Annotated in this window: 30 protein-coding genes; 14 read left to right on the top strand and 16 right to left on the bottom strand. The window is 34.0% G+C overall.

The window, feature by feature from the left end; all coding sequences use genetic code 11:
* From NITER_RS03530 to NITER_RS03470, 13 genes are all read right to left on the bottom strand, one after another.
* The gene (locus tag NITER_RS03530) at positions 1-1743 is read right to left on the bottom strand and encodes a GspE/PulE family protein (protein WP_084275844.1); all 1743 of its coding nucleotides are present in this window, start codon (positions 1741-1743) and stop codon (positions 1-3) included.
* Positions 1744-1746: 3 nt separating this feature from the next.
* Positions 1747-2289, bottom strand: a complete 543-nt coding sequence (locus NITER_RS03525; protein ID WP_084275845.1) for a hypothetical protein — start codon at positions 2287-2289, stop codon at positions 1747-1749.
* Positions 2286-2975 carry a tetratricopeptide repeat protein gene (locus NITER_RS03520; RefSeq protein ID WP_084275846.1) on the bottom strand — a complete coding sequence of 230 codons (690 nt, stop codon included), beginning with the start codon at positions 2973-2975 and terminating at the stop codon, positions 2286-2288. The genes NITER_RS03525 and NITER_RS03520 overlap by 4 nt, the downstream gene beginning before the upstream one ends.
* The gene (locus NITER_RS03515; protein ID WP_084275847.1) at positions 2968-3756 is read right to left on the bottom strand and encodes an AAA family ATPase; all 789 of its coding nucleotides are present in this window, start codon (positions 3754-3756) and stop codon (positions 2968-2970) included. Before NITER_RS03515 ends, NITER_RS03520 begins: the two co-directional genes overlap by 8 nt.
* Positions 3746-5248 (bottom strand): pilus (MSHA type) biogenesis protein MshL, encoded by a 1503-nt coding sequence (locus NITER_RS03510; protein WP_084275848.1) that lies wholly within the window; start codon positions 5246-5248, stop codon positions 3746-3748. Before NITER_RS03510 ends, NITER_RS03515 begins: the two co-directional genes overlap by 11 nt.
* Before the next feature lie 13 nt (positions 5249-5261).
* Positions 5262-5687, bottom strand: a complete 426-nt coding sequence (locus tag NITER_RS03505) for a hypothetical protein (protein ID WP_084275849.1) — start codon at positions 5685-5687, stop codon at positions 5262-5264.
* Positions 5669-6301, bottom strand: coding sequence for a type 4a pilus biogenesis protein PilO (gene pilO, locus NITER_RS03500; protein ID WP_084275850.1), 633 nt, complete (start codon positions 6299-6301; stop codon positions 5669-5671). Before pilO ends, NITER_RS03505 begins: the two co-directional genes overlap by 19 nt.
* A complete protein-coding gene (locus tag NITER_RS03495; RefSeq protein WP_084275851.1) occupies positions 6298-7818 on the bottom strand; it encodes a hypothetical protein in 1521 nt (506 codons plus the stop codon). Before NITER_RS03495 ends, pilO begins: the two co-directional genes overlap by 4 nt.
* 82 nt (positions 7819-7900) lie before the next feature.
* Positions 7901-8785, bottom strand: a complete 885-nt coding sequence (era, locus tag NITER_RS03490) for a GTPase Era (RefSeq protein ID WP_084275852.1) — start codon at positions 8783-8785, stop codon at positions 7901-7903.
* 8 nt (positions 8786-8793) lie between these two features.
* The gene (hslU, locus tag NITER_RS03485; protein ID WP_084275853.1) at positions 8794-10125 is read right to left on the bottom strand and encodes an ATP-dependent protease ATPase subunit HslU; all 1332 of its coding nucleotides are present in this window, start codon (positions 10123-10125) and stop codon (positions 8794-8796) included.
* Positions 10125-10661: an ATP-dependent protease subunit HslV gene (hslV, locus tag NITER_RS03480; RefSeq protein WP_084275854.1), complete on the bottom strand. Its 537-nt coding sequence runs from the start codon at positions 10659-10661 to the stop codon at positions 10125-10127. Before hslV ends, hslU begins: the two co-directional genes overlap by 1 nt.
* On the bottom strand, positions 10661-11104 hold the full coding sequence (gene rplI, locus NITER_RS03475; protein WP_084275855.1) for a 50S ribosomal protein L9: 444 nt from the start codon (positions 11102-11104) through the stop codon (positions 10661-10663). Before rplI ends, hslV begins: the two co-directional genes overlap by 1 nt.
* On the bottom strand, positions 11101-12318 hold the full coding sequence (locus tag NITER_RS03470; protein ID WP_084275856.1) for an argininosuccinate synthase: 1218 nt from the start codon (positions 12316-12318) through the stop codon (positions 11101-11103). Before NITER_RS03470 ends, rplI begins: the two co-directional genes overlap by 4 nt.
* Positions 12319-12391: 73 nt before the next feature.
* On the opposite strand from NITER_RS03470, the gene rsmD reads away from it, so the two are divergent.
* From rsmD to NITER_RS03450, 4 genes are read left to right on the top strand one after another with little or no spacing between them, the layout of a single operon-like run.
* Positions 12392-12973 carry a 16S rRNA (guanine(966)-N(2))-methyltransferase RsmD gene (rsmD, locus tag NITER_RS03465; RefSeq protein ID WP_084275857.1) on the top strand — a complete coding sequence of 194 codons (582 nt, stop codon included), beginning with the start codon at positions 12392-12394 and terminating at the stop codon, positions 12971-12973.
* Complete coding sequence (locus tag NITER_RS03460) at positions 12970-13773, top strand: ABC transporter permease (protein WP_084275858.1); 804 nt, start codon at positions 12970-12972, stop codon at positions 13771-13773. Before rsmD ends, NITER_RS03460 begins: the two co-directional genes overlap by 4 nt.
* Entirely contained in the window at positions 13770-14012 is a 243-nt protein-coding gene (locus NITER_RS03455; RefSeq protein ID WP_084275859.1) for a hypothetical protein, read from the top strand. Before NITER_RS03460 ends, NITER_RS03455 begins: the two co-directional genes overlap by 4 nt.
* Before the next feature lie 9 nt (positions 14013-14021).
* Entirely contained in the window at positions 14022-14390 is a 369-nt protein-coding gene (locus NITER_RS03450) for a hypothetical protein (protein ID WP_084275860.1), read from the top strand.
* On the opposite strand, the gene kdsB is transcribed toward NITER_RS03450, so the two are convergent.
* A complete protein-coding gene (gene kdsB / locus NITER_RS03445) occupies positions 14387-15085 on the bottom strand; it encodes a 3-deoxy-manno-octulosonate cytidylyltransferase (RefSeq protein ID WP_084275861.1) in 699 nt (232 codons plus the stop codon). The two genes, NITER_RS03450 and kdsB, sit on opposite strands and share 4 nt — an antisense overlap.
* Positions 15086-15129: 44 nt before the next feature.
* On the opposite strand from kdsB, the gene NITER_RS03440 reads away from it, so the two are divergent.
* The 4 genes from NITER_RS03440 to trpC are packed head-to-tail and all read left to right on the top strand — an operon-like array spanning position 15130 to position 18207.
* On the top strand, positions 15130-15825 hold the full coding sequence (locus tag NITER_RS03440) for a tRNA1(Val) (adenine(37)-N6)-methyltransferase (RefSeq protein WP_084275862.1): 696 nt from the start codon (positions 15130-15132) through the stop codon (positions 15823-15825).
* On the top strand, positions 15813-16202 hold the full coding sequence (locus NITER_RS03435) for a YkgJ family cysteine cluster protein (protein ID WP_084275863.1): 390 nt from the start codon (positions 15813-15815) through the stop codon (positions 16200-16202). The genes NITER_RS03440 and NITER_RS03435 overlap by 13 nt, the downstream gene beginning before the upstream one ends.
* The gene (locus NITER_RS03430) at positions 16172-17422 is read left to right on the top strand and encodes a tetratricopeptide repeat protein (RefSeq protein WP_159445323.1); all 1251 of its coding nucleotides are present in this window, start codon (positions 16172-16174) and stop codon (positions 17420-17422) included. The genes NITER_RS03435 and NITER_RS03430 overlap by 31 nt, the downstream gene beginning before the upstream one ends.
* Positions 17419-18207: an indole-3-glycerol phosphate synthase TrpC gene (trpC, locus tag NITER_RS03425; protein ID WP_084275865.1), complete on the top strand. Its 789-nt coding sequence runs from the start codon at positions 17419-17421 to the stop codon at positions 18205-18207. Before NITER_RS03430 ends, trpC begins: the two co-directional genes overlap by 4 nt.
* Here trpC and NITER_RS03420 read toward each other — a convergent pair.
* Positions 18204-18650 carry a GatB/YqeY domain-containing protein gene (locus NITER_RS03420; protein ID WP_084275866.1) on the bottom strand — a complete coding sequence of 149 codons (447 nt, stop codon included), beginning with the start codon at positions 18648-18650 and terminating at the stop codon, positions 18204-18206. The two genes, trpC and NITER_RS03420, sit on opposite strands and share 4 nt — an antisense overlap.
* 120 nt (positions 18651-18770) lie before the next feature.
* Here NITER_RS03420 and dksA point away from each other — a divergent pair, with 120 nt between their 5' ends.
* The 6 genes from dksA (at position 18771) to NITER_RS03390 (ending at position 21547) form a co-directional block, all read left to right on the top strand.
* Positions 18771-19118, top strand: coding sequence for an RNA polymerase-binding protein DksA (dksA, locus tag NITER_RS03415; protein ID WP_084275867.1), 348 nt, complete (start codon positions 18771-18773; stop codon positions 19116-19118).
* The gene (locus tag NITER_RS03410) at positions 19119-19346 is read left to right on the top strand and encodes a hypothetical protein (RefSeq protein ID WP_084275868.1); all 228 of its coding nucleotides are present in this window, start codon (positions 19119-19121) and stop codon (positions 19344-19346) included. It abuts the gene before it with no gap.
* 52 nt (positions 19347-19398) lie between these two features.
* Positions 19399-20157: a motility protein A gene (locus NITER_RS03405; protein WP_084275869.1), complete on the top strand. Its 759-nt coding sequence runs from the start codon at positions 19399-19401 to the stop codon at positions 20155-20157.
* A 3-nt stretch (positions 20158-20160) separates the two neighbouring features.
* Positions 20161-20448: a flagellar motor protein MotB gene (locus tag NITER_RS03400; RefSeq protein WP_197685320.1), complete on the top strand. Its 288-nt coding sequence runs from the start codon at positions 20161-20163 to the stop codon at positions 20446-20448.
* A 122-nt stretch (positions 20449-20570) separates the two neighbouring features.
* A complete protein-coding gene (locus NITER_RS03395; protein ID WP_197685321.1) occupies positions 20571-20867 on the top strand; it encodes an OmpA/MotB family protein in 297 nt (98 codons plus the stop codon).
* A complete protein-coding gene (locus tag NITER_RS03390) occupies positions 20867-21547 on the top strand; it encodes an OmpA/MotB family protein (protein WP_084275870.1) in 681 nt (226 codons plus the stop codon). Before NITER_RS03395 ends, NITER_RS03390 begins: the two co-directional genes overlap by 1 nt.
* On the opposite strand, the gene NITER_RS03385 is transcribed toward NITER_RS03390, so the two are convergent.
* The gene (locus NITER_RS03385; RefSeq protein ID WP_084275871.1) at positions 21541-21840 is read right to left on the bottom strand and encodes a chorismate mutase; all 300 of its coding nucleotides are present in this window, start codon (positions 21838-21840) and stop codon (positions 21541-21543) included. The genes NITER_RS03390 and NITER_RS03385 overlap by 7 nt on opposite strands.
* Positions 21841-21846: the final 6 nt, after the last annotated feature.

Here is a 21846-nt window from a genome sequence, read left to right as displayed (position 1 = left end):
CTACAACCTTGTAACTCTCAAAACTTCATCTATAGTAGTAGAGCCCTCTATCGCTTTATTTATGCCATCTTCTAGCATAGTTTTAAACCCTTTTTCTAAAGCTGTCTGCGTAATTTTTTCTTTACTCTCTTCCTTTGCAATCATTCTTGCAATATCTTCATCAACACGCAAAACTTCACTTATCATTTCTCTTCCACTATAGCCGGTATAATCGCAATGTCTACAACCTTTACCTTTATAGAATCTATAGTTTTCTGGTAAATAAGGTTTGATGTCATTATACGCTGTTGGTTCTAGTTCTATTTCAGTTTTACAATATGGGCATATTCTTCTTACTAACCTTTGTGCTTCTATTGCGATAAGAGCTCCACTAACGAGATAGGGCTCTATACCCATATCTATAATTCTGTTAATTGCACTGATTGCATCATTGGTATGTAGAGTTGAAAGAACGAGATGACCTGTCAAGGCAGCTTGCACAGCTATGCGCATAGTTTCTTGATCACGAATCTCACCTATCATTATAATATCTGGATCTTGACGTAAAATAGAGCGCAAAGCAGAGGCAAAAGTAAAACCAATTTTTGGGTTTACTTGTGATTGTTGTACATGATTAATTTGATATTCGACAGGATCTTCTACAGTTATTATCTTTTTCTCCACACTTCTTAACATATTAAGCGCACCATAGAGGGTGGTAGATTTACCACTTCCGGTTGGACCTGTGACAAGAATAATGCCATATGGAACTTTGAGAGCTTTAGTAAAAACTGTGAAGTTATAATTACTCATACCAGCTTCTTCCAAAGGAATCAAAGCCTTTGATTTATCAAGAATCCTCATAACTATTGACTCTCCAGAGATAATTGGAAGAGTAGATATCCTAAAATCGAACTCTTTATTCATAATGGTTTCAGAAAAACGACCATCTTGAGGTTTTCTCTTTTCTGCTATATCAAGATTGGCCATGAGCTTAAGCCGAGAAGAGAGAGGAGGGTAAATATCTCTATCAAATATAAATTTTTCATTCAAAATTCCATCGACTCTCGTGCGTACAATACAACTATTTTCTGTAGGCTCTATATGAATGTCACTTGCACGCGAAAGTATCGCAGTTTTGAGGATGGCTTCAATAAGTTTTAAAACAGCGCTTGATTCTTCTATTCCTCCCTTTTTTTCTATACCTGTGAGCAAATCTTGACGAATCTCATTAATATACTCTTTAATATTTTCATTGAGCTCTACTTTGTAGAGAAAGTTTTCAATCTGTTTTTTGGAAGCGAGTACAAATTTTACAGGCTTTTTGGGAAACATCCTTTGTACAGCTTCTTGCGCAGCAATATCTATTGGATCACTTATTGCTACCAAGATATTTATTTCGCTCTCTTTTAAAGGTACAACTTTGAATTTTTTTAGTTGATTAAGTGGAATACGAGATAGTAGTCGCATATTTATATCAAATGTATCAAGATCCACATACTCAATATTGAGAATTTTTGCATATTTTTTGAGGACTTTTTCGGTTAGTTCCATTGGCAAATCATCAAGATCATCTATAGAAAGCTTTCCTTCCCGCAGTCTCTTTGCTAAAAGTTCTATAAGTTCCTCTTCTTTAACAAATTCACGATTGACAAGAAAATATATAACATTTTTTATATTTGTAAGATTTTCTTTAATATTTTTTATATCAAGCTCATCAAGAGTTAAACTTGAAAGGATAATATTGAGTAGTCTTTCATTCATAGTTCACCTATATATATGGATTTTTTTGCTTTTATTTTGAATCTCTTCAATAACAAGAAAAGGTCGAGATTTCTTATACTGTATATAAACCCTGTATATACAGTTTTTATTATTTTTATCAAAAAATTCATAGATATTATCGATCTTTTTATATTTTTTTTGAAAATAGAGATTGAAGACTTTTGATATTATATGGTCACTTGTTGGCACATGCAAATTGGTATACTTTTCTCCATCTGTCAATGCAGAAATGAGTATATTTTTTTGTGCTAAAATAAGTGAGAAGTAAGCTCTATTTTTACGTGACTCTCTTGTTTTTCCAAGTATTAAAATAGGAACTGCAAGTCGATCAATATAATCACTTCGTAGGCAGGAAAATGCATACATAGAGAGAAGATCTTCATCCTTTTCCAATATTCTAAAATTCTTATATCCTTCAAGACACACATATTTGTAATGCCCTCGTTGATAGTTGTCAATAAGTTTTTTCACAGAGATTTCACCACAAAAAAGAATGAAAGGTAAGAGAAGCAATATTTTTTTCATATCTTTTGGCCCCGAGATATTTTTCTTAATAAGCGTTTCGCCTCTTTCGAATTATTTTTCCTTATAATTATTTGTAACGCTTTAATAGCACGCTTTTTATCGCCTATTCTATAAGCACTTTTAGCAAAAAGTATCCAACTCTCTTCTAAATTTTTATCCAATTCATTCGATTTTATACTCCACTCAAGTGCATGCTTATACTCCCCTTTAGTAAAATATTTTTTTGCTATAAGTAAAGCAAGTGGTGCACTTGGTCTTTTTTTAAAATTACGTATCATCTCTTTGAGACTCAATGTTTGTGTCTCTATTTTGAAGGTGTCTTTTTTAGATCTATTTTTTATATTAGGTTTATTTTTTGTTGCTTTCTTATCTGTTACCTTTTTTTTGTTATTACTTTGTTTTCTATTACTTTTTTTCTGACTTTTATTTATTACTTTTTTATTTAGCAGTCTCTTTTCAAAATCCAAAGCAGGAGCTAAAAAGTTTTTATTATGAGATACATTGTTGATAGTTTTTTGGTTTGAAGATATATTTTTTGGTTTTAATGAAGAAGAGCTTTTCATTTTTAGGATATAAAAGGCTCCTCCAATCAATAAAAAAAGAATAGATAGTAAAAAAAATGATTTGAAATTTTTTTTAAAATTATATACTTTCCATCGCTGTTCCAATCTTTCATACTCATGCATTAATCAATCCTAAATGAATTGCACTCATCTCTATAAATTTTTTCTCTATTTTGCCATTTTTGATTTTAGATGGATAGTTTTTGCTAAAGTATGCCATTATATCAAAAAGCACATAGAGAAACTTATCAGTTTGGCGGAAGTTACCTTGTGTAAATTTATAGATTTGCTTAGCCGTCGAGAGTTGCATGGCAACAGCTAGTTCATTACACCCTTTTTGGAAAAGCTTTTTTTGTAGATAACTATGAAATTCACGTAGTGTAGGGGGTGTAAGGGCAATATCTTTATATATTCTTGTACTAAAATGTTCTTTTGCAAGAATAGCATCATGTTTTTGTGTATGAAGAGCAAGAATGAAGCGAATCTTTTTGGTATCTGCAAGTATTCTAAAAATTTCAAGCATATTCTCGTCGTACATTTGTGCTTCATCAATTAAGATAGTATAAGTTTTGTTAGGTATTTGTGAAATAGATTGAATGAAATTTCCTACCTTTTTTGAAAGCAGATCCATAGATAGACGATAAAAAAGCTCTTTTCTACTTAGAAATGGTGCCGGATAGAAAAAGAGGCTCTCGCTATGTTGTTCATAATAAAATCTACGCAAAAGCATAGACTTACCAATACCAGGAGGTCCATAGAGTAAAATGAATTTGAAAGATTCTTCCATGCAATAATGGAGTGTTTCAAGGCAAGCAATATTAGATTCAATCTTTACAAAATCTTTTGGATCATTACTCTCTTCAAAAATTCTTTTTGCTTTTTCATAAATATTATCATTTTTCATATGTTAATTTTCGATATCCTAAATCTTTCAAAGAAATATCCATATCCTTGTTGCTTTTAATAATTTTAGGTTTCAAAACAAAAATGAGTTCAAATCTTTGGTTCTCTCTTTTCTTACTCTTAAATAGATTACCAAATAGAGGTATATCTTTAATAAGAGGAACACCATTTATCATGAAATTTTTTGTATTTGATATGAGCCCCCCAAGTATTAGAGTAGAGCCATCTCTTACTTTGACTACCGATGATATTTTTTTCTCTTTTGTATCAGGAGCAATTTCTCTGAAAGAGCTTGTGCCTTTAAGTGTTAAATCATCAGGATTTCTTAGCTCCGAAATAGATGGATTGATGCGCAAAATTATCTCATTATCATCAGTTATTTCAGGAGTAATATTTAGTAAAATTCCTACAAAGATAGAAGAGGGAGTATACGCTTTTTCTCCAAGATCACCTTGTGTGCCAATGGTAATAGATGTTGGAACATTATAGTTTATATTATCACCTATTGTAATAATAGCAGGTTGATTATTAAGAGTTAGAATTTTTGGATTTGAAAGAGTAACAACTTTTCCATCTTTTTGTAAAAAATCTATAAGTCCAGAGAGATTTAATGAAGAGTTTATGATTGCTGTTGCAGTACTTGCATAATCTATATTTTTAAAATTTGTACCAACCCCCACACTTTGATAAGTAGCAAGTGGATTTGTTGGAGAAAAATTACCGTTTGCATCATACTCCCCATTGAGCGTAAGACTAAAGCGGCTCCAATCTATTCCTGTTGTAATATTTTTATTGAGAAATACAGCTAAAATAGACACATCTATAAGCACCTCTTTATGCATACGATCTTCTAATTCATCAATATATGTTGCTACTCTTTCAATCTGCTTTCTTGTTCCTGTTACAGTAACTAGTCCTGCGTTTGCATTAACGATAGGTTTAGGTGCATTATACTCATCAGAAGGTCTATTGAGAATATCGTAAATCTCTTGTTGAATATTTTTCCAAAAATCAAACTCATCTTTTGATGAAATTATATTCACATCTCTTGTTTTTGTAGAAGTTCCTGCTGATACTCCACCTCCATCAGCCTGAGAAACACCTCCAATATCAACAGATGCATCTGTCACTGCTTGTCCAACTCTTTTTGTTGTTACATAATCTATTTTAAAAGTTTTTGTTATAAGATAATTAATAGAGAGTATATTATCTACAAGAGTGTAATCTAAATTATGTTCTAGCAATATTACATTTAAGAGGGTATCAAGTGTAACTTTTTTTAAAGATAATTTACCCAGTCTCTCCTTCATTTTCTTCTTTGCGAATTTATCTTTCAATAAAACAGTATAATCACACTCATCACTAATATTATTAATAATTTCACCTATCGAAATACCTGGTTTGCTTTCAAGGGTAAAAAATCTTGTTTCACAACTATTTTGTGCAAATAGTAGTGTAATAAAAACAGATAAAGTAGCTATGATTTTTTTCATAATAAATTCTCCATTACATTTTCAAGAGTTTGAATTTTCTCTTGTTAACATTGTTCAAATATAAAACAAGCATTCGCTTTTTTTTGAACAGTATCACTCTTTTTTTACCCTTATCGATTTTAACTAGTCTATAACCATATATTGTATTACCAATTGTATACCATTTTCCATTGATTTTTGCTCTATTATTGAAAATCGAATAGAGTTTTAGATGAATCCTTCTTTTTGGCTTTTTTTTAGCAACTTTCTGTTTTTTTATTATTTTTTGCAGTTTTTTTTCATTAATAAAAGGATTTTGCAACTTTTCTATCTCTTTTTTAGATAAACCAACTCTTTTTGTTTTTACTTGTTCAATCAATCTATCAATATCTGGATATTGCGTGTTAGCTAAAATGAAGCTAGAGAAAAATGTTACAAAAATTAATAATTTATACCCCATACCGAAACCTTAAAGATTGATTCTAGTGGCGATTTACCGCTTATATGCAGTGCGTAAACATCTACAACAAGATCGCTTTGCTCTATATCGTTAATATACGCTACAATGTTTTTGAAGTCCCCTTTACATGAAATTTCAACTTCTAAAACATGCCCAAAAGTTTTTGTTGCGTCGAGAAAATTATTGAGAATATAATTGATCTCAATCCCGTTACGTGTGGCTATTTGCGTTAGACTATCGAAAAATTCTGCCCACTTTTTTTTGTTGTATAAGAGATAGGAGAGTTCTTTGATTTTATAGTCAATATATCGTTTTTTATCAATTACTTGTTTATATTTTTCTTTTAGATTTTGAAGATCTTTGTCATATTTTTTTATATAGAAATTCTCATCACCATTGACAGTCACAGCTTTAATATAAGCTCTATCAAGATTTATCTTTGTCTCAATTACCTTTTTTTGCTCTGCTGCATTTTTATACATTTTTTCGCTCATAGGAAAAAAATATTGATACGAAAATGCAAAGATAGCTATTGCGATGGTGAAATAAATGAGTATCTTCTCGCTACTTTTTCTATTTTGAAAAAAATTGTCAATCTGTTTTAGCATACTCATTTGATTTTTACCTCTATATTACTCACATACACAGTGCTATTTATATCTGTTTTATTGATCTCTTTTGTAGAAACTTCATATCTATCGCTTTTATTATCGGCAATATATTTGATAAATCGCGTAATGTTTTTATTGTCTACTGCTGTAACATTGAAATCAAAAGAGGTAGCATTATTATCAATATTTATAAGATTAATTTTGTGATGCACCATATCCTGAGAAAGTTCAGCAATTGTTGAAGCTTTCATAACATAATGAACTTTTTTGTTATATATTTGCAAGAGAATATTTTTTATTCTTTGCAACTCTTGTTGCTCTCGAACTATTTTGTTCTGTATATCTTTAATTTGCTTCTTAAGTTCATTGATGCGTGTCTCTAATGCAACTCTCTTTGCATGAATTAAAGGATATTTATTATGCAGTAACGTTGTTTCATAACGTAATTTATAAGTAAGAAAAAAGTTATATGCTGGATAAGCTAAAGCTAAAAGTAATGTAACAAGAGTAATTGCAAGTAGATGGCCACTAGGTCTTTTCCATAAAGGTGGTGGACGATGGAAAATCGTAAGATTTGGTAATCTTTCCAAACGCTCAACAATATTTTTTGCACTTAATGCCAAAAGAAAGTGTAAATCCTCTACATACGGCTCATTAGAGGTTATTGGATAATCAAAATTGAAATCAAATGCATCTTGGGCTAAATATGTACGTGAATACTCTTCAATTCCCTTGATATATCCTATATCTGAGCTTATAAAAATTTTATCTACAATTTCAATCTTATGTACACGTTTCGCATAAATCAATATATCATTGATATGCATAAAAATTTCACTAAAAACTTGCATATAGAATTGGATTTCATCTGGATCTGCAATTTTTACTCCATCTTTTGCAAGGGTTTGCATGATAGTCTGTACATCTATATTTTCGCCTTTGAGCTCACTAATCCTTTCAGCAATATCAGAAAAAGAGTACTTGAGTGATTTTGCATATACCAGTGATCCTTCACTATATAAAGTTACGAAAGCATCATCTTTTTGAAAATAGATAAAAAGGTGTATTTCAGTATTATCAAGAATCTCTTCATCATAGAGAGATTTAAAAAGAACTGGTGCAGGTAAAATATAATCAATATATTCAATTTTTTTAGTAATCTCTCTAAACACATCACGGATTATTTGTATTTCAGTGATATATAACTGAAATTTTCTATTTTTTTCATGGAGTGGGGTAGGGATTTCAATAAATTCTATTTTATATTCATTAACTTCATCAAGATCCAGTTCCTCATATGCTTTAATCTCAATAACATCCCTCAAATCTTCTGGAGGAATGTTTCTACTGATTTCAAGTGTAGTAATAATTGTATCTTTTACTTGGAGATAAGAGATATAAAAGTTTTTATTATTAAATTTGAGAGATTTATAACTTTTGAGGACATTATTTTCTAATATATAAGAGGTATGATTGTAGGGATCGATAGTAACAAATCTTTTATATGCCTCAATTTTCATTTTACCTCATTTTATGAAGTTTTAAAAATTCTAACACAGGCAAACTGAATGTTACTTTAATATAGGCTAATTACGGGGGTTCTTAGAAGATATAACCAATTTTTTCAAGCTCTTTTTTGTTCTTTGTCCAACCTTTTTTTACAACAACTATGAGATTAAGAAAAATCTTTTTTTGACTAAACTGCTCAAGGAGTTTTCTAGCATCTCTTCCAATCCTTTTGATTGCTTCACCTTTTTTACCTATAACAATTCCTTTTTGGGAGGGTTTTTCAACAATAATCATTGCATAGACTCTGTCAAGAGTAGGCGTCTCTTCAATTTTTTCAATAACAACATCACTCTCATACGGTATTTCATCGCTTATATTTTCAAAAATAGCTTCTCGTATGAGCTCTTTGTAGATATCTCGAATATTTTCTGTGGTCAAAAGTTCTGGATCATAATAATAATAGGGATGGTGGGGAAGATATTTTACTATTGCATCAAGAAGCTCTTCTTTTCCTATATTTTTTTTCACTGATACAGGAACAAGTTCTAAAAAACGATCTTGATATTTTTGATATTCAGCTATTTTGGCCAACAGTTTTGCATTATTCACCATATCAATTTTTGTAAGTACTAAGATATGGGGTTTACCTTTTGAGAGCTCTAAAAATCTTTCATAGTATTTAATATCATCGGTAGCAGGAGCTAAAAAAAGAATCAAATCACAATCGCCTATTGCTTTGAGGGCCTCTTCAAGCATAAATTTATTGAGAAGTCTCTCTTTTTCATGGAGTCCCGGTGTATCGATAAAAATAATTTGCGCATCTTTATGCATCACAATTGCATAGAGCCGTTTTCTTGTAGCTTGTGCTTTATGGCTAACCATGGCGATTTTTTCGCCAAGGAGCCAGTTAAGGAGGGTGCTTTTTCCAGCATTTGGTCTTCCAACCAAAGCTACATATCCAGATTTTGTATTATTCATTATTGACCTTAAAGTATATATTTAGCCAGATCTTCATTTTCTACAATTTCACCTAGTTTCTCATCAACAAATTCTTTATCAATAGTAATTTTTTCACCTTTATGCTCATCAGCCTCAAAACTAAGATCTTCAAGAAGATTTTCTACAACAGTATGGAGGCGTCTTGCTCCTATGTCTTCTAGTTTTTGATTGGCCGTATAGGCATACTTTGCAATAGCTCGAAGTGCCTCATCTTTAAATTCCAGCTCCACACCTTCCACCTCAAAGAGTGCTTGATACTGCTTGATTAATGAATTTTTAGTTTGTGTGAGGATCTTATAGAGAATCTCTTCATCTAAAGAATTAAGCTCTACGCGCAGAGGAAAACGTCCCTGGAGTTCAGGAATAAGATCACTTGGTTTACTGAGATGAAAAGCTCCAGCTGCGATGAAAAGTATATGATCTGTTTTTACTGGTCCCCATTTAGTATTAACTGTACTTCCTTCTACTATTGGTAAAAGATCGCGCTGCACACCCTCTTTAGAAGGATCTTGTCTTCCACTTGTCTTGCTACTTACTGCAATTTTATCGATTTCATCGATAAAAATAATTCCCTCTTCTTGCGCTTTTTGCAAAGCTTCAAGTTTTATCTGCTCCATATCGAGCAGTTTTTCGCTCGCTTCATTTTTCAATAGCTCTTTTGCCTCTTTTACGCTCACCTCTTTTTTTATCTGTTCTTTATTTACGCCAATAGTAAAAATCTTCGCAATAGACTCCTGTGCTTTTGCAATTTCTGGCGGAAGATTTGAATCATCCAAAGAGATAGAGCTTTTTGGTATCTCTATTTCAATTTTAAGATTATCAAGTTCTCCATTAATGAGACGCTCTCGCATCTTCTCATAAGTTTTTTGATACTCGCTCTTTTTCTCTTCACTAGCCATTTTTGGAAGAGGAGGCAAAAGCTTTTCTAATATTTTCTTTATTACATACTCTTCAATTGCTTCTCTGTTTTTCTCTTTGTGGATCTCTTTAACAAGAACAATTGCATTTGCTACCAGATCTCGCACCATCGATTCTACATCGCGACCTACAAATCCCACTTCCGTATATTTACTCGCTTCTACTTTTACAAAAGGAAGATCCAAAGTCTTGGCAAGACGTCTAGCAATCTCTGTTTTTCCAACCCCTGTGCTTCCTATCATGAGAATATTTTTAGGAGTAATCTCATCTTGCAAATCTTTAGGGAGTTTCATACGTCTATAACGATTGCGCAGTGCGATTGCTATAACTTTTTTTGCATCTTTTTGTCCAATTATATATTCATCGAGATACTTCACAATCTCTTTTGGTGTAAGATCCATCAATCCTCCAACGTGAGTAGTTTAATATTTGTATTTGTATAGATGCACAGTTCCCCTGCAATTTTTAAGGACTCCTCTACCAAACTCTTTGCATCCAAAGAGGCGTGCTTGTCAAGTGCTCTTGCAGCTGAAAGAGCAAAATTACCGCCGCTTCCAATTGCTGCTATTTTGCCATCTTCTGGCTCAACTACGTCGCCTGTTCCACTAAGAATAAAAATATTTTTTGTATTAAGCACTATCATCATTGCTTCAAGACGCCGTAGATATCTATCTTTTCTCCACTCTTTACTAAATTCGATAACACTTTTTAAAAGATCCCCTTTTTTATTCTCTAAAATATTTTCAAACATATCAAAGAGATTAAATGCATCTGCTGTACTTCCTGCAAATCCGGCAAGTACTTTGCCATTATAGAGTGTTCTAATCTTGGTAGCATTACCTTTCAAGACAGTATTGCCAAAAGTGACTTGGCCATCTCCGCCAATAACAGCGATTCCATCACCTTTATACCCAAGTATCGTTGTAGCTTCGAACATTACTCAGCCTCTACTACCAAATCAAGTGTTGCATGAATACCGTGTCCAAGCTTCACATCAATATTATATTCACCAGCCTGCTTAATAGGTGGATGAATATCGATATGCTTTTTATCTATTTCAATACCTTGTTTTTTAAGTTCTTCAGCTACCTCCTTATTGGTAATTGCTCCAAAAAGGGCTCCATTTGCTCCAGCTTTATGTTTGATAGTAAGCTTAATAGATTCAATTTTTTCTTGGAGCTTTTTTAGTTTTTCGATCTCTTTTGCTTCTTCCTCAGCTTTTTTAGCTTGTTCTTTTTCCCATGCTTCAATAACTTCTGGAGTAGCTAACTTGGCAAAACCGCGTGCTATGAGAAAGTTTTTTCCATATCCATCTTTTACCTCTTTGACTTCTCCCGCTTTTCCAAGATCTTTTACATCTTTTATCAATAATACTTTCATTTTTTTCTCCTTACATGACCTTCAATAATAAATCGTAGCGCATTGAGTTTAATAAAACCTTCTGCATCTTTTTGATTGTAAACTTGATCCTCTTCAAAAGTACTAAATTCTGGTGCAAAGAGTGAATTTGGTGATTTGCGCCCCACGACAAATACATTTCCTTTAAAAAGCTTCAAGCGTACTGTACCATTGACATTTTCTTGCGTCTTATCGATTGCAGCTTGCATCATTTCCCGCTCTGGGCTAAACCAAAAGCCATTGTAGATAAGCTCAGCATATTTTGGCATCAGTTTATCTTTTTCATGAGCCTCTTCGCGATCAAGTGTAATGCTTTCAATTGCTCTATGAGCCTTGAGTAGTATGGTACCACCTGGAGTTTCATAACAGCCTCGTGATTTCATCCCGACAAAGCGGTTTTCTACAATATCGATTCTTCCTATACCATGACGTTTACCATACTCATTGAGAGCTTCAAGAAGCTTTGCAGGTGAGAGTGGCTCGCCATTGATAGCTACTGGATCACCTTTTTCAAAATCGATCGTTATATACTCTGGTTCATTTGGTGCTTCTTCGATTGAATTTGTCCAGCGCCACATATCCTCTTCTGGCTCATTCCAAGGATCTTCAAGTATTCCCCCTTCATAGGAGATATGGAGAAGATTAGCATCCATAGAGTAGGGGCTTTTTTTGCCGTGCTTTTCTATAGGAATTCCATGACTCTCAGCAAATTTGAGAAGTTTTTCACGAGAGTTGAGTTCCCATTCTCTCCATGGTGCGATTACTGTAATATCTGGATTGAGTGCAAGATAAGCGATTTCAAAACGTACCTGGTCATTTCCTTTACCAGTCGCACCATGCGCAACACCGTCTGCTCCCACTTTTTGGGCTATTTCAATCTGTCGCTTTGCAATGAGTGGTCTTGCAATAGATGTTCCAAGGAGATATTCCCCTTCATAAATGGCATTTGCGCGAAACATAGGGAATACATAGTCACGTACAAACTCCTCTTTGAGATCTTCTATGAAGATATTTTCAGGCTTTATTCCAAGTTGTAGTGCTTTTTGTCGCGCAGGCTCTACCTCTTCACCTTGACCAATATCAGCAGTAAAAGTTACCACTTCGCACTGGTAAGTTTCTTGGAGCCATTTAAGTATTACTGATGTATCCAAACCACCACTATAAGCCAAAACTACCTTATTGACCTTTTTGCCCATCTAGTTCCTTTTAAAAAATTTTTTATAATTCTATCCAAAATTTGTTTATGTTAAAATTTCCTAAAGGGGCAGCATGAAAAAAGAGCTAAGTACGCGTGTAATTGGTGGAAAATATAAGGGCAAAAAGATACTTTTGCCACAAAAGAGTGTTACGAGAAGTTCAAAAAATATGTTAAGAGAAGCGCTTTTTAATATTTTACAATTTGATATAGTTGACAAAAACTTTGTAGAAGTTTTTGGCGGGAGTGGGAGTGTTGGGCTTGAAGCACTGAGCCGTGGAGCAAAAGAGGTCTTTTTTATAGAAAAAAATCGCAACTCTTACAATGTGTTGAAAAAAAATATCGCTTCTATTGATGAAAAATCTTGTAAACTGCGATTTGGTGATGCCTTTGAAGCGATTTGGGATGTAATAGAAGATCTCAGACGAAAAAAAGAGAAAGCTTACTTTTACTTCGATCCTCCCTTTAGCATTAGAGAAGGGTATGAAGATATTTATGAGCAGGTGAGTGAACTTATTAAAAAAATTCCAAAAGAAGCTGTTGAAGCAATTATTATTGAGCATATGAGCAGTCACGATTTTGATGAGCAACTTGGAAACTATCAACTTGTGAAAAAACGCAAATATGGTAAGAGCACACTAAGTTTTTTTCAATGAAAAAGCCACTTTTAAGTATTATTGTACTGAGTATTGTTTTGCTCGTTACTTTTTTTGGTCAGTTCATATATACAGTGTCACCTTACCAATTAAATCCAGGTGCAATTTTATTGCCGCCATCACTAGAACACCCTTTAGGAACGGATAGACTTGGCAGAGATCTTCTTGCTCGCATTATTGAAGGGGGGAAAAACTCTATTATCATTGGAGTAGGCAGTGCAGTAATAGCTTCTTTGATTGGGCTTATTGCTGGTGTGAGCGCAGGCTTTTTTCGCGGAGTTGTGGATAAATTTTTTGTGATAGTAGTAGATCTCTTCTTGACTTTTCCTACATTTTTCTTGCTCTTAGCGTTGGTGAGTTATATTCCTGCTTCTTCATTGGTACTCATTATAGTTATTTCAATAACTGGGTGGATGGGCAATGCAAGGATGATTCGCAGTGAGAGTTTTGCTATTGCAAAAAAGCCGTTTATTAAAATTTTACAAATTGCACATACTCCTTCATATAAAATAATATTAAAATACTTTACGCCTCTCATCGCACCAATATTTTTTATTGGATTTACGTTTGGAGTAGGGGGAGCGATACTAGCAGAATCGGGGCTCAGCTTTTTGGGACTTGGTGTATTACCACCACAGATGAGCTGGGGTTCGATTCTCAGTGAAGGCAAAGAGGTCATAGATATTGCCTGGTGGGTTAGTTTTTTCCCAGGCCTCATGATATTTCTTGTTACCTTCAGTCTCATCAATATCAGTGACTATTTGCAAAAAATTACTAATAAAAAAGAGAAGATGGTATGAAATTTCTGGATAAATTCGCTTTAACAAACAAGCTTAGAGAAAAGATCAAAAAAGCAATTGAAAAGAGGGTGGAGCTTCGTGTGCAAGCACGCTTAGCGCAGCATCACCTCAAAAAAGAAGAGTTTACACCCCAAGAACTAGATATTATCTACCAAGATGAGAGGCTTAAACTCTATGATGAGCTTAAATCAAAAGGACTCATAGCACTCCTTGCAGCATTGGGACTGAGTCTTTTTTAGGAATAAGTTATGTTTAGACAGCTTAAATCTGCAATCATTTGGACATATGTTTACCGCTATAGATCCCTTTTATTCAAAACTGTTGTTATTTTGTTACTTTTAATTCTCATAGAGTTTATATATCGTGATATAGTCCAATATCTCCAGATGGCAAAGAAAATAGAGTATATGCCCTATATTCTTTTTGGAAAGTGGAGTCTCTTTTTTGGGGCACTGCTTTATCTTATTATGAATACAAAAAAGAGCTTAAAAAAGTCAGAAAAAATGCAAAAAAGTGATGAAAATAAAAAGCATAAATCCAAACAGCAAAAACTTACAAAAAAAGAGATCGCTGCGTTAGCACAGGATCTCATAGAAAAGAAGAAAAAGAGGATTTAGAGTTTTTGAAGATCTTCAGGTGTATCAATTCCAATACTTTGTGACTTGACCTCTTTGATAGCTATTTTATAGCCATGATAGAGTGCCCGTAACTGCTCGAGTTTTTCAATCTCTTCTAATGGGGCTTGCTGTAATGCACAAAAACGCTCAAGCATCTTTTTTGTATAGCCATAAAGACCAAGATGGATTTTGATATTTTTTAAAGAGGAGCGCGGATACGGTATTTGAGAGCGGGAAAAATAGAGTGCATATCCAGCCCCATCGACTACAACTTTGACTCTATTTGGATCATCTTTTGCTTGATAAGGCTCACTCTTATAGAGTGTACACATCATAACATTTTCAAAGTCACGATGTTTTTGCGTCAATTCTTGTAGTGTCTTAATAACTTCTGGCTCTATAAAGGGCTCATCTGCTTGTACATTGAGAATAATTTCAGTTTGATCCACGCCTAAAATTGTAGCTGCCTCATTAATTCTATCGGTTCCACTTGCATGTGTTGCACTTGTCAAAACAGCATCAAAACCGTGATTTTTTGCAACTGCTATAACCTCTTGTGAATCTGTTGCTATTACTACATCATCAACCTCTTTAGCTTGCAATGCGGTACGTATCACCATAGGTAAGCCATCTATCTCATACAAAACTTTGCGAGGAAACCTTGTAGATGCAATACGTGCTGGAATAATTATCACAGTATCCCTTTTTTAGATAAAATTATAGCAAATAAAGGAGTTGAATGATTATATATCAACCCCCTCACGGATATTGCTACAATAGTGATACTATTTTTTTATACGATTTTATTACAAATTTTAAAATATCTGGAGAGGTGCTCGATATTGGAACAGGATCCGGGATTTTGGCACTTTTGGTAGCAAGAGATTATGATGCGAAAGTGAATGCCATAGAGATTCAAGAGGAGTTTGTCAAATATGCCAAAATAAACGCACAAGCAAATAAAAAGGATATAACTATCTATTTTGGAAATTTTTTGCATATGGTCTTTGAAAAAAAATTTGACTTTTTGATAAGCAATCCACCATTTTACCATCATAATGTATTACGAAGCCATAATAAGATGATAGACTTTGCAAGGTATTCTGGACACTTACCTTTTGAAAAATTTTTGCAAAAAGCAAACAGCATACTCAAACCAAAAGGAGGACTTATTTTTTGCTATGATGCCAAACAGGTCCAAGAGCTAATGAGTAAACTTTCACTATATAAATTTCAAATAGAAGCTATGAAATTTGTCCATCCACATGCGACAAAACCAGCATCACTTGTTATGATTTATGCCAAAAAAAGTTCGAAGAGTTTATGTAAAATCTTCCCACCTCTGGTAGTATTTAACGAAAAAGGTGAGTATGCCAAACATACGCATGAGATATTTAAAAAAGTAGGAGTACATAGTATAAAATGCAGCTTGTAATAAAAAAAGAGGGATTTTCATTTGCATTTGATCCTAATGCGTGTGCTTCCTGTAATGGAGCATGCTGTAGAGGTGAGAGTGGATATATATGGGTGAGCAAACAAGAGATTGAAGCAATAGCGCAATTTTTACAACTATCTACTCAAGATTTTATATCCAATTATCTCAAAAAAGAGGGATATAGATACTCTATCAAAGAGATAAAATCAAAAGGGGAGCATTTTTGCATCTTTTTTGAAGAGGGAAGAGGATGTAGCATCTATCCTGTACGTCCAAAACAGTGTAGAGACTATCCTTTTTGGGAGAGATACAAAGATAAAAAAAATATAAGTGAGGTATGCCAAGAATGCAAAGGTATATTGTTGCACTACTCTTGATAATGATTGTAAGTGGATGTGCTTTGAAACAGCAAAGTACAATACCCAATCATCAAATTGATAGTTTGTTAGTTGAGGCTCTGCTTTTGGAGTCTCAAGGACTGTATATTAATGCAAATGCAATATATGAAAAAGCATACAAAATTACACACGATCCTATTCTTTTACAAAAAATAATTAATAACTATTACCGTGCAAAAAACTATGAAAAAGCAATTGCCACCGCCAAACAAGCTCTCAAAGAGTTCCCAAAAAATAGAATCTTTTACGAGCAACTTGCAGCAATATATTTTGCAACTTCTGATTATGATAGAGCAATCGATTATATAAAAAAAGCGATATCAATCAAAAAAACTTCTCAAAACTTAACTTTTTTAGGCTCAATTCTCTTAGCAAAGAAGGAGTATGAAGCCGCTCTTAAATACTACAAGGGTGCGTATGCACTCGACCCATCACCAAAAACAATCAACACCATCGCATATATACTCTTTTTTTATCTCGACAAAAAAACAGAGGCGATAGCCTATTTAGAAACACATACAAGGCTCTATGGTTGCAGCAAAGAGGTGTGTGGAACGCTCATATCTTTTTACAGTCTCAATAATAATATTGATGGACTCATATCAGTATATAAAAGACTCTATCAAAAATATAACGATATTGCCTACGCAAAAAAAATTGCAGAACTCTATATCTACAATAAAGAGTTCAGCAAAGCAATAGAGTGGGCAAAAAAAATAAATGATACTGAGCTACTCTTTTCTTTGTATAAAACAACAAAAAAATTTAAAAAAGCTTATGAACTTGCTATGCAGTTCTATAATCAAACAAAAGATCCAAAATATCTTGCTCAAGCAGCTATTTTCGAATATGAAGCACATCCAAAAAAAGATCGCAAACTCCTCGAAGATGTAGCACAAAAATTAGAAAAAGCTATCAAAAAAAACCGCGATCCTATCTTTTTAAATTATCTAGGGTATCTCTATATTGATCATGAACTTAATATCAAAAGGGGGATTGCACTTGTTAAAGAGGCTTTACAAGCAGATCCTCTCTCTCCCTACTATCTTGATTCTCTTGCGTGGGGATACTATAAAATAGGCAAATGCAAAGAAGCTCTTAAACTTATAAAGAAAGTATATTACGATTTGCAATTCAAAGATGATGAGATAAAATTACATCTTGAAAAGATCAAAAAGTGTGTAAAGGAAAAGCATTGATACTTGATGAAATAATAAAAAAGACAAAAGAGGATTTGGAAAAGAGAAAAAAAGAGTATCCCTTGGAATGGTTAGGTAGAAGTCTAGCATACAACCCCTTTGTTCCACGCCCTGTTGAAGATGTTTTAAGAAGCAGTGATGAAGATCCATATAAAATAATTGCAGAAGTAAAAAAGGCAAGTCCAAGTAAAGGTATTATTAGAGAAGATTTTGATCCTGTTGCTATCGCAAAAGAGTATGAAAAGGGTGGGGCAAACGCAGTTTCTGTTCTTACTGAACCCCATTTTTTCAAAGGTGATATTGAATACCTTACACAGATACGACGCTATGTGCCTATGCCACTTTTAAGAAAAGATTTCATAATAGATAAATACCAACTTGTAGAAGCTTTGGTATATGGTGCAGACTTCGTACTGCTTATAGCAAAGGCTCTTAGCCGCAAAGAGCTCAAAGAGCTTTTAGAGTATACTTGGCATTTAGGAATGGAAGCATTGGTTGAGATTCATGATAAAAAGGATCTTATAAAGGCAATTTTTGCAGGAGCCAATATTATTGGCATCAATCATAGAAACCTTGAGACTTTTGAAATAGATTTGAGCTTAAGTGAAAAACTTGTTCCTTTAATACCAAAAGGAAAAATCATTGTAGCAGAAAGTGGCATACACTCTCATGAGCAGGTAAAAAATCTCCATGAAATTGGAGTAGATGCCTTTTTAATTGGTGAGCATTTCATGCGCCAAGACGATATCGCCCTGGCAGTACAAGATATCAAAGGAAAAGCTTAAGAACCTAATAGCTTTTTTACGGTTTGGTTGATGCGTTTGCCATCAGCCACTCCAGCAAGTTTTTTCGTTGCAACTCCCATAACTTTTCCCATATCTTTGAGCGAAGATGCGCCAACTTCTTCAATAATCTTTTTAAGCTCCTCTTCTAGCTCTTCATCACTGAGTTGTTTTGGTAAATAGCGCTTGAGAATCTCGGCTTCTTGCATCTCTTTTTCATAGAGATCCTCTCTGCCTCCCTCTTTATATTGATTGGCTGCTTCTTCTCTTTGTTTGACACTTTTTTGAATGATTTTTATAATATCAGCATCACTAAGCTCTTTTCTTGTATCAACCTCTACTTGCTTAATTGCACTCATAAGAAAGCGTATTGTATCTCGTGTGAAAGTATCCTTCTCTTTCATTGCTTTTTTAAGATCATTTTGCAACTGCTCTTTAAGACTCATTTGCTCTCCTTTAAATTTTTCGAAATTATAGCGAAATTAAGAAAAAATTATATCAATATTAATAATTCCAAAAGCTTTTTATGCTAAAATTCCCAAAAATTTCAGTAAGGTTGAGGCAGCATGGAAATAAAATATTTTGAAAAACTCCTTTTAGAAAGAAAAGAGCAGATTTTAAAAAACCTCGATACTTCAAAAATGGAAATTCAAGATCTCAAAAATGTTGAAGTTAATGATGATGGAGACTATGCTTCTGTTTGTGCAGATAATATGATAGAATATGCAATACAAGACCAGCAGCTCAAAGAGCTTGAAGAGATAGAATATGCTCTCAAAAAGATTAAAAATGGAGACTATGGAATTTGTGAAATGTGTGGAGAGCCAATAAAGACCCTGCGACTTAAAATCAAACCATACGCTAAATATTGCATCATCTGTAGAGAAATTATCGAAAAAGAGCCCAACCGATAAATGTATGAAGATCTCATAAACATCTATCCTAGTGTACTCGTCAAACATGGTGAGACACAGACTACTATATCTTTAGAGTGGTATGAGCAAAATAAAGAGGATGTGGCATTAATAAGTTTTGCCCTCATTCTCCTTTATAAAAATGGCACAAAAAAAGAGGTATATTTCGATAGTTATGACAAAATGATGGAACATCTTACAAAACTCTACAACGATCTCAAAAAATAACCCCTTTTACCGATAATTTTGCAAACATAGAACTCTTCTTATTAGGATAGCCATGGATTTAGGTACACTCATAGGGATTGGCGGCGCTTGGCTACTTATTATCATTTCTGTAGTTTTAGGGGGAAGCCCAGGTGCTTTCATAAATGGTCCATCTATTCTTATCGTTATAGGGGGAGGGTTTGCAGCTTCTTTAGCAGCATTTCCCCTCAAAGACTTCATAACTGGTGTTAAAGCAATAGGTAAAGTTTTTAAGCCTACACTGCCAGATCCCCTGGAACTTATCGATTTTTTAGTAGATGCTACGAAAAAAGCAAGAAAAGAGGGCATCTTGGCGCTGGAAGCTGATATCGACAGCTTCTATGAAAAAGATAAAATTCTTGGCAATCTCATGCGCATGCTGATCGATGGTCAAAGTATTGAAGAGATTGAGAGCAATTTTGAAAATGCCATCGCACAAGAGGATCAAAAACTTGATACTGAAGTGAAAGTTTGGGATTCGCTAGGTGAGCTCTTCCCAGCATTGGGAATGATTGGAACCCTCATTGGACTTATTCAGATGCTCCAAAACTTATCAGATCCTGCAGCATTGGGTCCTGGAATGGCTGTTGCAATGATTACAACACTCTATGGTGCAGTACTAGCCAATGTACTTTGTATACCAGTATCAAAAAAGCTCAAATACTATAAAGACCTTTTGCTTCTTTATAAAGAATCATACATTATCACTATAAAAAGCATCGAAAAAGGTGTAAATCCTAACTCATTGCAACAACAGCTCTCTGCACTTTTTGGAGTAGAGGTAACAGGATAAAAAATGGCTAGGAAAAAGAAGGAGGAGTGCGCCAGTATACCTGGATGGCTTGTAAGCTTTGGCGACCTTATGTCCCTTCTTCTTACATTCTTTATTCTTCTCTATTCAATGAGTACCGTCTCTTTAGAAAAGTTCTATCAATCTATAAGAGGACTTACTGAAGCTTTTGGTGGAAGAAAAATGACCCAGGATGCCAGGACTCTCATCAAAAACAACCTCGAACTGCAATTTAAAAATATGTACCCAAGAATCAAAAAGAAAAAAAAGTCCTTAAAGAGCTCAATGCAATAAAAGAGGCACTACAACATGCAAATATTGCAGCAGAAGTGGTTGATCATGGCAGTAAAGTAGTTTTGCGCATTTTTAGCGATAATATATTTCTTCCTGGCAGTGCTTTTCCTACAAGGGAAGCAATGGCGCATTTTCTTTCACTCTGTAAAAGATTTCAATCTTCGGGGTTTCATGTCAATATCATAGGATATACAGACAACACTCCCATACGTTCGAAAAAATTCAAAAACAATTGGGAACTTTCTGCATATAGAGCAATCAATATCTTGCGTCTTTTTATTAAATGCGGATACGATAAAAGATTGCTCTCAGCAGAGGGAAGGGGAGAATATGACCCTATAGCGCCCAATGATTCTCCACAAAATAGAGCTAAAAATAGACGTGTAGAGTTTGTAATAGATATTCCAGGAGTAGGGTAATGGCGAGAGAGAAAAAAGAAGAGTGCCCCAGTATACCTGGATGGCTTGTAAGCTTTGGCGACCTTATGTCCCTTCTTCTTACATTTTTTATACTGCTATATGCGATGAGTACAGTAGATATTACAAAAGCTTTAAAGTTTCTTTCATATTTTCAGGGCGAACCAAAATATAAGCCTCTGCAAATAAATGTCGTCCCACCAATAGTCCCCTTTACGACTGATGTAGTGAAAAAGATAAAAAAACGCATTAAAAAGCTTCTTCCTACACACGCTTTTCAATTGAGTGTCACTACGAAATATGCAATGATTAGACTATTTAATGATGTATTTTTCGAGCCAAACAACTATACGTTGCTACCAAAAGCAAAAGAGGCTCTCGATGCTATGGTAGAGGTGCTTAAAGAGCTACAAAAAAAAGATAAAAACTTTAAAATCAAAGTCCAAGGACATGCATTTTTAACTGATGATCCAATTCCGGCTGATATAAAAGATAGTTGGGATCTCTCTATCAAAAGAGCAGAGCAGGTTGCTTTCTACCTTATGCAAAAGGGTGTCGAACCATCACGCTTTTTCATAACTGGATATGGGGACACCAAACCGCTTTACACATGGAATAATCCACTTTTAAAGCGTAGAAACAATAGGGTAGAGATTCTTATCGAAGTTGACAAGCCTCAGTAGGCCCCTCCATTTTTAAACTCCTCAATCTCCATCTCCACCATTTTATCTATGAGAATTTTAAATATATCTGCTACAAGATTTGGCGAAATTCCAAGAGTCGCAGCAAGATGGCGCACATGATTGAGCACATCATTAATTCGTTCATCACTCTTAATCTCTTCTACGCTCTCTTTAAATTTTGCAGCCTGCTTGACATACTTACTTCGCAAGGCAATAAGTTTTACAATCTCTTCATCAATTTTATCAATAGCATCACGTACTTCTTCCAAACTATTACAGTTTTTCACTTCCATCTTTTC

The organism is Nitratiruptor tergarcus DSM 16512, assembly GCF_027946175.1.
Taxonomy (GTDB): Bacteria; Campylobacterota; Campylobacteria; order Campylobacterales; family Nitratiruptoraceae; genus Nitratiruptor; species Nitratiruptor tergarcus.
The sequence above is the reverse complement of the archived record's forward strand: the minus strand, read 5'-3'. Positions and strand labels throughout refer to the sequence as shown.